The organism is Halomonas sp. PGE1, from assembly GCF_013000985.1.
GTDB lineage: Bacteria > Pseudomonadota > Gammaproteobacteria > Pseudomonadales > Halomonadaceae > Halomonas > Halomonas alkalicola.
The window spans coordinates 2,769,492-2,783,829 of the sequence record NZ_CP053032.1; the positions used below are offsets into that span (position 1 = coordinate 2,769,492).

10 protein-coding genes and 1 pseudogene are annotated in these 14,338 nt (G+C 66.4%); 5 read left to right on the top strand and 6 right to left on the bottom strand.

What is annotated here, in order from left to right; all coding sequences use genetic code 11:
• Positions 1–2 precede the first annotated feature (2 nt).
• Genes HIR79_RS13100 through HIR79_RS13105 form a run of 3 tightly spaced genes read left to right on the top strand, consistent with a single transcriptional unit; the run spans position 3 to position 4,733 of the window.
• On the top strand, positions 3–1,604 hold the full coding sequence (locus HIR79_RS13100) for an RNA/DNA-binding domain-containing protein (protein WP_211620800.1): 1,602 nt from the start codon (positions 3–5) through the stop codon (positions 1,602–1,604).
• 55 nt (positions 1,605–1,659) lie between these two features.
• On the top strand, positions 1,660–1,917 hold the full coding sequence (locus HIR79_RS18415; protein WP_211620803.1) for a hypothetical protein: 258 nt from the start codon (positions 1,660–1,662) through the stop codon (positions 1,915–1,917).
• Positions 1,914–4,733 carry a BPTD_3080 family restriction endonuclease gene (locus tag HIR79_RS13105; RefSeq protein WP_169958697.1) on the top strand — a complete coding sequence of 940 codons (2,820 nt, stop codon included), beginning with the start codon at positions 1,914–1,916 and terminating at the stop codon, positions 4,731–4,733. Before HIR79_RS18415 ends, HIR79_RS13105 begins: the two co-directional genes overlap by 4 nt.
• A 21-nt stretch (positions 4,734–4,754) precedes the next feature.
• Here HIR79_RS13105 and HIR79_RS13110 read toward each other — a convergent pair whose 3' ends face one another.
• The gene (locus HIR79_RS13110) at positions 4,755–4,904 is read right to left on the bottom strand and encodes a hypothetical protein (RefSeq protein ID WP_249322153.1); all 150 of its coding nucleotides are present in this window, start codon (positions 4,902–4,904) and stop codon (positions 4,755–4,757) included.
• 107 nt (positions 4,905–5,011) lie between these two features.
• On the bottom strand, positions 5,012–5,593 hold the full coding sequence (locus HIR79_RS13115; RefSeq protein WP_349304998.1) for a dihydrodipicolinate synthase family protein: 582 nt from the start codon (positions 5,591–5,593) through the stop codon (positions 5,012–5,014).
• 43 nt (positions 5,594–5,636) lie between these two features.
• On the opposite strand from HIR79_RS13115, the gene HIR79_RS13120 reads away from it, so the two are divergent.
• Both HIR79_RS13120 and HIR79_RS13125 read left to right on the top strand, forming a co-directional pair.
• Positions 5,637–7,204 (top strand): IS3 family transposase gene (locus tag HIR79_RS13120; RefSeq protein WP_249322131.1). Its coding sequence is split into 2 segments (ribosomal slippage): positions 5,637–6,102 and positions 6,102–7,204, totalling 1,569 coding nucleotides; the frame shifts between segments, so codons are not numbered across the junction.
• Positions 7,205–7,242: 38 nt separating this feature from the next.
• Positions 7,243–8,394, top strand: a pseudogene (locus HIR79_RS13125) (ISL3-like element ISPpu12 family transposase); the annotation flags it as partial.
• 42 nt (positions 8,395–8,436) lie between these two features.
• On the opposite strand, the gene HIR79_RS13130 reads toward HIR79_RS13125, so the two are convergent.
• The 4 genes from HIR79_RS13130 to HIR79_RS13145 form a co-directional block, all read right to left on the bottom strand.
• Positions 8,437–9,300 carry an amidase family protein gene (locus HIR79_RS13130; protein ID WP_169958699.1) on the bottom strand — a complete coding sequence of 288 codons (864 nt, stop codon included), beginning with the start codon at positions 9,298–9,300 and terminating at the stop codon, positions 8,437–8,439.
• A 122-nt stretch (positions 9,301–9,422) separates the two neighbouring features.
• On the bottom strand, positions 9,423–11,432 hold the full coding sequence (locus HIR79_RS13135; RefSeq protein ID WP_169958700.1) for a site-specific recombinase: 2,010 nt from the start codon (positions 11,430–11,432) through the stop codon (positions 9,423–9,425).
• A 171-nt stretch (positions 11,433–11,603) separates the two neighbouring features.
• Positions 11,604–13,415 carry an acyl-CoA dehydrogenase C-terminal domain-containing protein gene (locus tag HIR79_RS13140; RefSeq protein WP_169958701.1) on the bottom strand — a complete coding sequence of 604 codons (1,812 nt, stop codon included), beginning with the start codon at positions 13,413–13,415 and terminating at the stop codon, positions 11,604–11,606.
• 140 nt (positions 13,416–13,555) lie between these two features.
• A complete protein-coding gene (locus tag HIR79_RS13145; protein WP_119020485.1) occupies positions 13,556–14,323 on the bottom strand; it encodes an SDR family NAD(P)-dependent oxidoreductase in 768 nt (255 codons plus the stop codon).
• Positions 14,324–14,338: the final 15 nt, after the last annotated feature.

Below are 14,338 nucleotides of genomic sequence, written 5' to 3' on the forward strand. Positions count from 1 at the left end.
CCATGACACAGCAACTAAGCCTCTTCGAGGTGCTGGCTCGCCATGAGGGAGTCGATACCGAGTACAAGGCGGCCAAGGGTGGGCTGCCCAAGAGCCTGTGGGAGACCTACAGCGCCTTCGCCAACACCGCGGGGGGCACGCTCTACCTCGGGGTGAAGGAGGGCGATGAGGGGCCATCCACAGCCGGTCTCACCGAGGCGGATGTGGATAAGCTGCGCGGAGAGTTCTGGGTCACGCTCAACAACCCCCAGAAGGTCAGCGCCAATATTCTCCAGGAGCACCACGTCAGCGTCGAGACCTATCAGGGTGATGCCATCCTGGTGGTAGAGGTGCCCCGCGCCACCCGCAGCGAGAGACCAGTCTACATCGGCGTCGATCCTTTCAAGGGCAGCTACCGTCGCAACCACGAGGGCGACTTCCGCTGCAACGAGGCCGAGGTGCAGCGCATGTTCGCCGACCGCCTCGAACAGCAGCCGGCCGACAGCCGCATCCTCGAGCACTTCGGCGTCGATGACCTCGACACTGCCTCTCTCCAGCAGTACCGCAATCGGGTGGCCTCACGGGTGCCCGATCACCCCTGGCTGACCGAGAACGACCTCGGCCTGCTGACCAAGCTGGGTGGGTGGCGCAAGGATCGCCGCAGCGGGGAGCAGGGCCTGACCCTGGCCGGGCTGCTGATGTTCGGCAAGACCGAGGCCATCCAGGACCCTGCCGCCCTGCCGGGCTTCCAGGTCGACTACCGCGAGCGCCTGGCCGAGGACGACGAGACCCGCTGGAGCGACCGCATCCACATCGATGGCACCTGGGTCGCCAACCTCTTCCAGTTCTACCAGCGCGTCGCCCAGAAGCTTGGCTATGACCCGGCCCTCAAGGTCCCCTTCCGGCCGGATCGCCGCGCCCAGAGCGATGCCCATGAGGCGCTGAAGGAGGCCCTGGTCAACGCCCTGATCCATGCCGACCACACCGGCCAGGGCGGCATCGTGGTGGATCGCTTCAAGGAGCGCTTCGAATTCTCCAACCCCGGCACCCTGCTGCTTTCCCAGGAGCAGTTGATGACGGGTGGCGTCAGCGAGTGCCGCAACAAGTCGCTGCAGTTGATGTTCCAGCTGCTCGGCGTGGGCGACAAGGCGGGCTCCGGCCTCGACAAGATACGGCGCAGCTGGCACGCCCACCTGTGGCAGCCGCCCAGCCTGAAGGAAACCCTGCGACCCGATCGCGTGATCCTTACCCTGCCGCTGATCAGCGTGATGCCCGAGGATGTGATGGCACACCTGCAGCAGCGCTTCGGCCAGGCCTTCGAGTCGCTCTCCCCCGACGAGGCGCAGACGTTGGTCATTGCCGCCCTGGAGCAGCAGGTCACCAACCGTCGCCTGCAGGAGATGCTGACCCTGCACCGGGTCGATATCACCCAGATGCTCAGTGGACTGGTGGAGAAGGGCATGCTAGTGCCCCATGGACGCAGCCGGGGGGCCTACTACACCCTGCCGGCGTCGCTCGCCGCCCCGACCGACCTCAAGGTGGAGAGCAGCTCCCCACACGCCGACACTATGTTCCCTCATAGTGAGCCGAGCTCCCCCCCACAAGGGCGCTACCTTCCCGCATAGTGAAGGGAGCTCCCCCCGCAGCGGTGCCGATGAGCACGCCCCGGCGTGGGAAGCGTTGCAGCGCATCGCAGCCCCGGTCGCTGCCGCCAAGCGCACCCAGCCCGAGACGATGCAGGCGACACTGCTCCAGCTCTGCCAAGGGCGTTTCCTCACGCTGCGTCAGCTGTCCGAGCTGCTCCAGCGTTCGCCCAAGAACATCGGTGAGCGGCATGTGGCCCCGCTAGTGAAGGCAGGCAAGCTCGAGCTGCGCTACCCCAATGTCCCGAACCACCGGCAGCAGGGCTATCGCACGGTAGAAGGAGTTACCGCATGACAACCCGATCACTGATCATCAACTCGCCCTACGATGCCCCCTCGGCCTACTGGGAGCGTGATGGCAAGCAGATGACCTTGAAGCAGGGCAGGCGCCCCGCGGCCTACGAGATCTTCGATACCCGCAACAACACCCAGCGCACCGAGCCACTGGAGCAGGTCAACCGTATCCGTCAGCGCATCGATGAGTGGCGGGCAGATGGCTACCCGGGCGTCACCAGCGTCACCCGCCAGCTGCTCGAGCACTGGCATGCCCGGGGCGACTGGGACCCGGAGGCCTGCCGCTGGGAGGGCGGGCCGCGTCAGTACCCGTTCTACTTCTGCCAGCTCGAGGCCATCGAGACCCTGGTCTGGTGGCTGGAAGCGCAGGAACAGTACCGCCAGGGCATCTTCCTCAGCGGGGATGGTGGTCCCTGGGAGCGCATCTGCAACAAGATGGCCACCGGCTCCGGCAAGACCTCGGTGATGTCGCTGATCATCACCTGGCAGACCCTCAACGCTATCCATTACCCCAAGGACCGCCGCTTCTCCAAGGCGGTGCTGATCATCACCCCCGGCCTCACGGTGAAGAGTCGCCTTCAGGTGCTCAAGCCAGGCCACCCCCAGAACGTCTTTGATGAGTTCAACCTCTGCCCCAACGAAGCCATGCGACAGCAGCTCAACCGAGTCGAACTCGTCATCGAGAACTGGCACACCCTAATGCCGTTGAAGGAGCAGGTCCGCTCCGTGGTCAAGAAGGGCAAGGAGAGCGACGAGGCATTCACCCGCCGCGTGCTGGGGGCGCTGGCCAACGAGCGCGACCTCATCGTGATCAACGACGAGGCCCACCACGCCTATCGCCAGCAGGCCGAATCCAAGGTCAGCAAGAAGCAGGCCGAGGAGCTGGGCATCGACCTGGAGGAGGCTACCCGCTGGATCGAGGGGCTGGACCGCATCCACAAGACCCGTCGTATCCGGCGCTGCTTCGACCTCTCCGCCACGCCCTTCGCCCCCACCGGCAAGAGCAATACCGAGTCAGGCCTGTTCGAGTGGATCGTCTCCGATTTCGGCCTCAACGACGCCATCGAGGCCGGGCTGGTCAAGACGCCACGGGTGGTAGTGCGCGACGACGCGCTGGCCAACGCCAAGACCTACGCCAGCAAGCTCTATCACCTCTACCGCGAGGACGAGGTGAAGGAAGACCTCAACCGCCGAGCCGAGGTCACCGCCCCACTGCCAGACCTGGTGCAGAAGGCCTATGCCCTGCTGGCCTACGACTGGAAGGAAACCCGCCAGCAATGGCAGGAGGCCGGCCACAGCATTCCTCCGGTAATGCTCACCGTCTGCAACCGTACCGAGACCGCGGCGCGCATCGAGCACTTCTTCAACGGGGGTGACTGCCTGATCCAGGAGACCCAGGCCCCGGATGCCACCCTGCGTGTGGACTCAAAGGTGCTCGAGAAGGCCGAGCAGGGGGAAACCAGCAGCAGCAAGGACAAGCAGTACGCCGCCCGGCTGGAGGCCCTGATCAAGGCAGCCAAGCTGCCTGCCGACAAGGAGGCCGACCTGCTGGCCATGAAGCAGGAGGAACAGCTGCGCGCCCTGGTCGATACCGTCGGCAAGCGCGGCCAGCCGGGGCAGTATCTTCAGAACGTCATCTCGGTGGCCATGCTCTCCGAGGGCTGGGATGCCGCCAACGTCACGCACATCATGGGGCTGCGTGCCTTCACCAGTCAGCTATTGTGCGAGCAGGTAATCGGGCGCGGGCTGCGTCGCGTCTCCCACGACATGGACGCAGATCGCAAGTTTCTCCCAGAGTACGTCAACGTCTTCGGCGTGCCGCTCTCCATCTTCCAGGACGCCAGCGAAGGCGGCGAGGCACCCCCGCCGCCAAAGCCAAGTGTGCGCATCGAAGTCGAGCCTGGTCGCAACCACCTGGAAATCCGCTGGCCCAACGTCGATCGCATCGACAACGTGCTCAAGCCGGAGCTGGTGATCGACTGGCAGAGCGTGCCCACGCTGACCCTCGACCCGGCCCAGACCCCGCTCAACGCGGATATCGCCCCCTCGCTGACCGGCTCTCCGAACCTGGCCATGGTCACCGAGATCGACCTCGAGCGAGCGGTGGATGAGTTCCGGCTGCAGAATCTGATCTTCCGCGCGGCGCGCAAGCTCTACCTGCAGAACCAGGCCACCTTCGGCGGCGACAAGCAGTACCTCGCGGTGCAGTTGATCCGGCTGGTCGAGCAGTTTCTGGCCAGTGACAAGCTGGATATCCCCAGCCTCTGGCACCAGGACCCGGTGCGTCGCCGGCTGCTCTTTGCCCTCAACATGGATACGGTGGTGGCGCACGTCAGTCGCCACGTCACCGAGCAGAACGTGGAGCGTCAGGAGCTGATCTTCGAGGAGCACCAGCCCATCGGGGCCACGGCCTACATGCGGCCCTGGCTCACCACCAAGCCATGCGCCCCGACCGAGCGCTCTCAGATCAGCCACGTCGTCTACGACAGCGCCTGGGAGAAGATGGTCGCCGACGTCTGCGAGGACCACCCCGGCATCGCTGCCTGGGCCAAGAACGACCATCTCGACTTCAAGGTGCGCTACCTGTGGCGCGGCTCCTCGCGCAACTTCGTGCCCGACTATCTGATCCGTCTCACCAACGGCAGGACCCTGGTGCTCGAGGTGAAGGGCCAGGATAGCCAGCAGAACGCCGAGAAGCGAACCGCCATGGAGACCTGGGTGAAAGCCGTCAACGAGCAAGGCGGCTTCGGCCAGTGGGCATTCGATACCGTATTCAAACCTGCTCAAACCAGGGACGTCATCGAGCAATACCTGTGATGCCTGGCCCTGGCCAGCGGCCTACACCAACTTGAACGGCTCGATATCGCGGAAGATACCGGTCTTGGTCATATCGCGGCGCAGCGTGAAGGCCTCCATGGCCGCGACCGGGTCGACCTCATCCAGATTGTCGAAGTGGTTCTTCCCCCACTGCGCGCGGGTGGCTTTCACGCTGAACAGATACTGATCGCGCTCGCCGCCGGTGGCGGGGCGGGGGCGCCTTGGCGGTACCGGAAATGAGCGACTCCAGCACTGCCCCCGACATTCCAGAGGTTCGATCAGGCGAGTGCAAGCTCCTCCAGCAGTGCCGCCAGCGCCTGTCGCTCCCGCCCCTCCAAGGTCTTCAGGGGTAGCGGCAGACTGGGCGATTCGGCAAGCTTCGAAAGCTCCGCCGCGGTCGCCACCACACGCAGGCTCCCCCCGTGCTGTCGGAATAGCGCCCACAGCGACTCCAGACGTTGGCTTAGCCGCAAGGCTTCCTCTGCGCGACCGGCCTGGCCGGCACGGGTGATGGCCAGTGCGGTCTCGGGAAACAGGCCGCCGATCACCGAGTACCAGGCGTCACAGCCCGCATTCAGCCCTATGGCGGCCATGGGGTCGCCGCTGACGCCTATCGTCACCCCCGCAGGCACCAGAGTTCTCAGCCGCTCCACCCGTTCCCGGGCGGCCTCTGGCTCGACGGGAACGCCGGGGATCTTGATCGAGGCCACCCCGGGCAGCTGGGCGATACGCCCGTGCAGCTCGTCACTGAAGGTGAAGTGGGTGGTGCCGGGGTTATCGTAGACGCACATTGGTACAGAGAGCCGCGCGGTGGCGTCCTGGTAGCCCCCAGTGTCAGGATGACTGTCGTGCCCTCTGATACCCTGTTCCTATAAACCGATCAGGGGGCGAAAGGAGACACTCATGCCTCGTTACTCAGAGGAGCGCCGGCAAGCCGTGGTCACCAAGCTGCTGCCTCCCCACAACCTCTCCCCGCAGGTGATCGCGGAGCAGGAAGGGATCTCGCTGGGCACCGTCTACACCTGGCGCAAGCAAGCCCGCGCCGAGGGACGTTGCCTGCCGGACGCGCTGGGCAAAGGCACCGATGGCTGGTCGTCCAAGGACAAGTTCAACGCCGTGCTTGAAACCGCCTCGATGAATGCTCAGGAGACCGCGGAATACTGCCGCCGTCGGGGCATCTTCCCCGAACAGCTGGGGCGGTGGCGGCATGACTGCGAGCAAGCCGCCAGCCTCTCGCACTCGGAACGCCAGCGTGAAGCCGACGAGGCCAAGCAACAGCGCAAGCGCATCAAGGCGCTGGAAAAGGAACTCGCCCGCAAGAACGAGGCCCTGGCGGAGACCGCAGCGTTACTGGCCCTCAGAAAAAAGGCGAGGGCGATCTGGGGGGACGAGGACGCATGATCAGCACCCCAGATCGCCAACGCGCCATCGCGCTGATCGAAGAGGCCAGGGCCCAGGGGGCCCGCCTGGAGGCCGCCTGCCGAGAGCTGGGCATCACCGCCAGGACGTACCAGCGCTGGACGCGCGGCGGCGAGCTGCACGAGGACCAGCGCCCTTTGGTCGGCCGGCCGGTGCCGGCTAACGCGCTAACACCGGCCGAAGAACAGGAGATCCTCGACGTGTGCCACCGCCCCGAGTACGCCAGCCTGCCGCCAGAGCAGATCGTGGTGCGCCTGTTCGACGAGGAGCAGCGCTACTTGGCCTCATCCTCGTCGTTCTACCGCGTGATGCGCAAGCACCACGAAATGGTGCATCGGGGCCGTGCCAAGCCACCTCAACGCCGCGCCAAGCCCACGACCTACCAGGCCACTGCGCCGAATCAGGTGTGGTCGTGGGATTGCACGTGGCTGGGCGGCCCGATCAAGGGACAGCACTACTACCTGGTCATGATGGTCGACATCTTCAGCCGCAAGATCACCAGTTGGGAGGTGTTCCTGGCCGAGTCGGCCTACAACTCCCGCACCGTACTGGAGCGGGCCGTGCTGGCCGAGCGGATCATTGACCAGCCGCTGGTGCTTCACGCGGACAACGGCAGCCCGTTCAAGGGTGCGACGCTGCTGGAGAAGCTTCACGAGCTCGGCATCACGCCATCCTTCAGCCGACCGCGGGTCAGCAACGACAATCCCTACTCAGAGGCGCTGTTCCGCACCTGCAAGTACCGCCCCTGCTACCCCACTGACGGGTTCGCCACGCTCGACAACGCCCGCGAGTGGGTGGCTGGCTTCGTGCAGTGGTACAACCACGAGCACCGGCACAGCGGCATTCGCTTGGTGACACCGGCACAGCGCCATGCGGGCGAAGATAAGGAGGTGCTGGCCAAGCGCCACGTCATCAATCAGGCGGCGCGTGACGCCAACCCTGCGCGATGGAGCGGCAAGACCCGCAACTGGACGCCGATCGGTACCGTGTCACTCAACCCGGAGCGGGAGCTCCAGGTCACCGTCGCCGAACCGGAAAAACAGGTGGCCTGAATGACCTCAGAGGCGACAGATTCCTTGACAACTACCGGTTCGTACGGTTCGGCAAGCGTGACGTTCCCTATCGTGATCTGCCCATCCACGGCAAGCGGGTCACTCTCTGGGTGGTCCGCCGCCGATACACCTGCCGGGCCTGCAAGACAACATTCAGGCCCCAGCTACCGGAGATGGTGGACGGATTCCGTATGACACTGCGGCTGCATGAGTACGTGGAGAAGGAATCCTTCAACCACCCCTACACCTTTGTGGCGGCACAGACCGGCCTGGACGAGAAGACGGTGCGCGACATCTTCAACGCCCGCGCCGAGTTCCTGGGGCGCTGGCACCGCTTCGAGACGCCCCGCATCCTGGGCATTGACGAGCTATACCTGAACAAGCGCTACCGCTGCATTCTGACCAACATTGAGGAGCGAACCCTGCTCGACCTGCTGGCCACCCGCCGCCAGGACGTGGTGACCAACTACCTGATGAAGCTGAAAGACCGGCAGAAGGTCGAGATCGTCAGCATGGACATGTGGAACCCCTACCGGGTAGCGGTCAAGGCTGTGCTGCCCCAGGCCCGTATCGTGGTCGATAAGTTCCATGTGGTGCGCATGGCCAACGATGCCCTAGAGAGAGTGCGCAAGGGCCTCAGAAAGGAGCTGAAACCGTCCCAGAGCCGGACTCTCAAGGGAGACCGGAAAATCCTGCTGAAACGCGCTCACGAAGTCTCAGACCGGGAGCGCCTCATCATGGAGACCTGGACAGGCGCGTTCCCGCAACTGCTGGCCGCCTACGAGCACAAGGAGCGCTTCTACGGCATCTGGGACGCCACCACACGGCTCCAGGCAGAAGCCGCCCTGGACGAGTGGATAGCCACCATCCCGAAGGGCCAAAAGGAAGTCTGGAGCGATCTGGTCAGGGCAGTGGGAAACTGGCGCGAAGAGACCATGACCTACTTCGAGACGGACATGCCCGTCACCAACGCTTACACGGAGTCCATCAACCGACTGGCCAAGGACAAGAACCGTGAAGGGCGCGGTTACTCCTTCGAGGTGATGCGGGCACGAATGCTCTACACCACGAAGCACAAGAAGAAGGCACCGACTGCGAAGGTCTCTCCTTTCTACAAGAAAACCATCGGTTACGGACTGCCGGACTTCGCAGAGGAACTCAACTACGGAGTCGATCTATCAACCATCTGAGGGTGGTATCAGATTGATGGGGTGAAGGTGCCCCATCAACCATTAAATCCGTATACCCACTATTTTCTGCTCCTCGACCAGGGCATCGAAACGGCCATCCGGCGGCAGCGGCACCACCTCGGCGCCGGCGCGCTCGAGGCGTCCGGCCACCTCGTCCAGGGCCTGGCGAACCTCGGGGGAGAGCGTCTCGTCGCCGGGCAGGCTGCGCAGTCCCACCCGCACCCCGGCCAGGCTCGCCAGCGCCGGTATCGTCGGGGCCCGGGTCAGCGCCGAGAAGGTGGTGCAGATGTCGTCGATACGGCGGGCGAACCAGCCCAGGGTATCCAGCGAGGGCGAGAAGGCCTTGATGCCGGCGGGGCTGATCAGGTCGAAGGTGGGCTTGAAGCCGAAGACGCCGCAGAAGCTGGCCGGGCGGATGATGCTGCCGGCGGTCTGGGTGCCGAAGGCGAGCGGCACCATGCCGTCCGCCACCGCCGCAGCAGAGCCGCTCGAAGAGCCACCGGGGGTGCGTTCGGGGTCGAGGGGATTGCGGGTGCGCCCCGGGGTGAAGTAGGCAAGCTCGGTGGAGACGGTCTTGCCCATGATCAGCGCGCCCTGTTCGCGCAAGAGGCTCACCAGGGCCGCATCCATCAGGGCGCCGGGGCTGTGCAGGTAGTCGGTGCCCCAGCCGATCGGCATGTCGCGGGTGTCGATGATGTCCTTGATGCCCACCGGCACCCCGGCGAGGGGCCCGCCGGCCACGGGCGGCGGCGGGGGCGCATCGGCCAGGTGCTGCCAGGCCAGCACCTGGGGTTCGCGGGTGGCGATGCGCTCGCGGCTGGCGTGCCACCAGTCGAGCGGCTGGCTCTCGCCGCTCGCCAGGCGGGTGCGAAAGGTATCAATGGTGACGTCGTCATATGGCGGCACTTGGCTCTCCTTTCCTGCTGGATGGCGGGCGGCGGACGCAGCGCCCGCCGCCGTCGGTCAGCCTTCAGGGTAGTGGAGCCCGGCCGTTGACGGGGAGCTAGCCGTTCGATGGCCTTCCAGCGCTACTGGCGCGCCTCTCCCTGGCCGCTCTTCCTGCCGGAAAGCACCGCCGGCAGGAAGAGGCGCAGCGGCTCGCGGCGGATCTCCTCCCAGACGCCGGCCAGCAGCACGCCCGGCTCGATCCGGCAGGCGCGCGAGCGCAGCGCCACCATCAGCGCCAGGGAGAAACTGACCCAGAGATTGACGAAGCCGATCATCATCACGAACAGCAGGCCGATCAGGAAGAGTCCCACGCCCTGGAAGTCGCTGAAGCTGGCGTAGCCGAGGTTGGCGGAGGAGAAGGCCACGTGGCGGATATCCAGCGGCAGGCCCAGCAGATGGCCCAGGTAGCCGGTCATGCCCAGCAGCACGCCGAACAGGAAGTTGCCGGCAAGCGCCCCGTAGTTCTCGTGCAGATAGTGGGCGAGGCGCTGGCGTCGCGCCGGCGAGAGGCGCTGGAGGGCGGGATGGCCCATGAGCCGCCGCCCCAGCTGGATATGGTCGGCGCGGTTGTCGAAGAAGCCGGCGATGATCCCGGAGCAGAACAGCCAGACGCCGGCGATCGCCGCGTAGAGCAGGGCCAGGCTCTGAACCGGCGAGATGGCCCTGAGCTGGTAAGCGATCTGGTCGCTGGCCAACAGGGCGCTACCGCTGACCGCCATGGCCGCCGAGGTGATCACCAGGGCGGTGGCCAGCGCCGCGCAGACGTTGCCCCACACGGCCGCCCACTGGGAGCGGTTCACGTCCAGCAGCAGCCTGCCCAGCTTGCGGCTGACGGATCGGCCGCGGCGGTTGCGCTCCACCTCGGCGGCGAAGCTCGCCGCCGTCATGGCGGGCTGCTTGGTGGCGATGGTGAAGTGCAGCAGGTGGACCAGCACGAAGCCCAGGCCGTAGTTGAGGCTCACCAGCAGGGCCTGGGGCAGCGGCGAGAGCCCCCAGGATTCGATGGTGATCTTGATCAGCGCCATCACGGCGATGATCACCCCGGCCCCGGCGGCGGTGCCCAGCAGGCCCAGGTAGCTGCGCATGTCCCGGGAGATATAGCGCTCGCCGTGGTCGCTCTTGTTCTGGGTGATGCTGCGCGACATCATCCGGGTGCTCTTCTTCCACACCGCGCGCAGGCTGCCCTTCTCCGCGGTCGCCAGCAACAGCTCCCGCCACAGCGCGAGGCCGCTGCGGGTGCAGGCGATCCGCGGCTGCGGGCTGGTCAGCAGGATCAGCCGCTCGATGCGCTTCAGAGTGTCCTCGAGCCGTTCGATCAGGTAGGAGGCATTGACCGAGGAGCCTAGGCTGCCGGCCCCGCGCCGACGAAAGCGGGCCACCTGGTCGTTGCACTGCTCGAGCATCACCCAGAGGTGGTCGATGGCCGGATAGTCGTCCCTTCGCGTCTCCCCCGCCGCCGTGTCCCGGAACTCCACGAAGGCGTGGACCTCCCGCTGCAGGGCGATGAAGGGGGAGTCGATGCGGGTCAGCCGCTCGTCGATGCGCATCAGCTCGGGGTCGAGCTCCTCCGCCGCCACCCAGATGGCCAGCATCTCCAGGGCATAGAGGCACTCCTCCTGCAGGTGCACGCGGACCCGGCGGCGGGTGTCGTCATCCAGGGCGGCCAGCAGCACGCGGCCGAGGCGCAGCCAGCCATGGGCCGGCAGGGCCTCGAGCCAGGGCTTGTCATGGCGGGTGATCAGGCTTGCCAGCAGATCACTGGAGTCGTCCAGGTCCACCGGCGGCGGGTTCAGCCGATCATAGAGCCGGGTGGACATCTCGCTGAACAGCCCTTCCCGCGAGAGGATCCCCAGCCGTACCAGCGACGGGTAGATCTCGAGCTCGGAGAACCGCCCGAGGATGCCCTCGGCCAGGATGCGGGCCCGCTCCGGGTCGTCGTCCAGCGCCTGCATCAGCGCCTCGAGGCGCTCGCCGACCCGCTCGGGTTCGCCGGCACGCAGCCAGCCGAACAGGGCGTCCAGGCAGGCCTCCAGGGGGTTCTCCCCTGTCAGGGAGGCCAGGGCGTTATCCAGGTGGGAAGTCGCGGTCATGCTGGCGGGAATCCTTGTGGGTCAGGATCGGGGCGACACATGATGCCTCGCCCACGCCCCCTGAACCAGCGCGGCGACAGGAAAGTCGACAATAAAAAAAGCGGCGGGGAGCCCCCGCCGCCAAGCCACCGATCGTCCTGGAAGTCGAACTTCCTTGCGACCGAGAGAGTGCTAGATCTCGAAGCCCAGGCCGAAATCCTCGGCGCTGATCGCCATCAGCGACTCGGCGCCGGCCTCGATAGCGGCCTTGTGGGTGCGGGTGCGCGGCACCAGGCGCTGGAAGAAGAAGCGTGCGGTATCGAGCTTGGCGCGGTAGAAGGCGGCCTCATCGCTGCCCTCGGCGAGTGCCAGGCGGGCCTGCTTCGCGGCGCGGGCAAACAGGTAGGCCAGGGTCACGTAGCCCGAGTACATCAGGTAGTCGACGCTGGCCGCGCCCACCTCCTCGCGGTCGGACATGGCCTTCATGCCGATGCTCATGGTCAGCTCGCCCCACTCGGCGTTGAGCTTGGCCAGCGGGCGCACGAATTCGGCCAGCTCGCTCGCGCCCTCCTCGGCCTGGCAGAACTTGTGAATCTCCTTGGTGAAGACCTTGAGGCTCTCGCCCTGGCTCATCAACACCTTGCGGCCGAGCAGATCGAGGGCCTGGATGCCGGTGGTGCCCTCGTAGAGGCGGGTGATGCGCGCATCGCGCACCAGCTGCTCCATGCCCCACTCCTGGATAAAGCCGTGGCCGCCGAAGACCTGCACGCCCTCGTTGGTGGCCTCGAAGCCCGCCTCGGTGAGGAACGCCTTGACGATGGGGGTCAGCAGGCCCAGCAGGGTCTCGGCGCGCTCGCGCTCGACGGCATCGGTGCCGTGCTCGACGACGTCGATCATCTGGGCGGTGTAGAGGGTCAGCATCCGGCCACCCTCGGCAAAGGCCTTCTGGGTCAGCAGCATGCGACGCACGTCCGGGTGGACGATGATCGGGTCGGCGGCCTTCTCCGGCGCCTTGGGACCGGAGAGCGCGCGCATCTGCAGGCGGTCGCGGGCGTAGGCCAGGGCGTTCTGGAAGCTCGCCTCGGTGAGGCCGAGGCCCTGGATGCCGACGCCGATGCGGGCGGCGTTCATCATGGTGAACATGCAGGCCAGGCCCTTGTTGGGTGCGCCCACCAGGAAGCCTTTCGCCGCATCGAAGTTCATCACGCAAGTGGCGTTGCCGTGGATGCCCATCTTGTGCTCGAGCGAGCCGCACACCACGCCGTTGCGCTCGCCGGGCTCCCCCGCCTCGTTGGGCATGAACTTGGGCACCACGAACAGCGAGATGCCCTTGGAGCCCTCGGGGGCGTCGGGCAGCTTGGCCAGCACCAGGTGGACGATGTTCTCGGCCAGGTCGTGCTCGCCGGCGGAGATAAAGATCTTGGTGCCGGTGATCGCATAGGCGCCGTCATCGGTGGGCACGGCGCGAGTCTTGATCAGGCCGAGATCGGTGCCGCAGTGGGGCTCGGTCAGGCACATGGTGCCGGTCCAGGTGCCCTCGACGAGCTTGGTCAGGTAGGTGGCCTGCTGCTCCTCGGTGCCGTGGTGGCGCAGGGCGTCGGCGGCGCCGTGGGAGAGCCCCGGGTACATGCCCCAGGCCAGGTTGGTGGAGCAGATCATCTCGTTGAGCACCATGGCCAGCGAGTGCGGCAGGCCCTGGCCGCCGTGGGCGGGGTCGGCGGCGAGGCTCGGCCAGCCACCTTCCACGTATTGGGCGTAGGCCTCCTTGAAGCCCTTGGGCGCCTTCACCTCGCCGCCCTCCAGCAGGCAGCCCTCGCGATCGCCGCTCTGGTTCAGCGGCAGCAGCACCTCGCGGGCGAAGCGAGCGCCCTCCTCGAGAATCGCCGCCACCACGTCGGGGCTGGCCTCCTCGCCGCCGGGCAGGCGGGCGTAATGGGCCGGGTAGTCCAGCATCTCGTCCATCACGAAGCGGATATCGCGCAGGGGGGCCTGATAGTCGGGCATCTCGATCTCTCCAGTTCCACGGCCGGGCCACGTGGGGCACCGAGTCATAGGGACGCGAAGGCGGCGGCGGCCGCTTTCAAACATGCGTTTGAAATTAGCCGCCACCGCCTCGAGAGTCAAGCGTTCGTTTGATTTCTCTTCTACTGCATGCGGATACCGCCGTCGAGGCGGATCACCTCACCGTTGAGCATCACGTTGGTGATGATCTGCTCGGCCAGGCGGGCGAACTCCTCGGGCCTGCCGAGCCGCTTGGGGAAGGGCACGGCGGCGGCCAGGGCCTGAGCCGCCTCGTCGGGGATCTCGCTCATCATCGGGGTCTCGAACACCCCGGGGGCGATGGCCATCACCCGCACGCCGTGGCGCGAGAGCTCCCGGGCCGCGGGCAGGCTCATGCCCACCACGCCGGCCTTGGAGGCGCTGTAGGCGCACTGCCCCACCTGGCCGTCCATGGCGGCAATGGAGGCGACGTTGATGATCACCCCGCGCTCGCCCTCCTCGCCCGGCGCATTCTTCGCCATGGCGGCGGCGGCCAGGCGCATCACGTTGAAGGTGCCCACCAGGTTGATGTTGATGGTGCGGGCGTAGGCGTCCAGATCGGCGGGGTTGCCCTCGCGGTCGACCAGCTTGGCCACGCTGACCACGCCGGCGCAGTGCACTACACCCGCGAGGCCGCGGCCGCCGCTGAGTTCGACGGCGGCGTCCACGGCGGCCTGGATGTCGTCACCGGAGGTGACATCGCCGCGTACCGCCCGGGCGGCGTCGCCCAGGCGCTCGGCGTGGGCCTTTACGGCGTCGGAGAGGTCGCAGAGCACCACCCGGCCGCCCGCGGCGACCAGGCGTTCGGCGGTGGCCGCCCCCAGCCCGGAGGCGGCACCGGTGATCAGAAAGGTATTGTCCTTGACGTGCATATCGGGGTCCTTGGG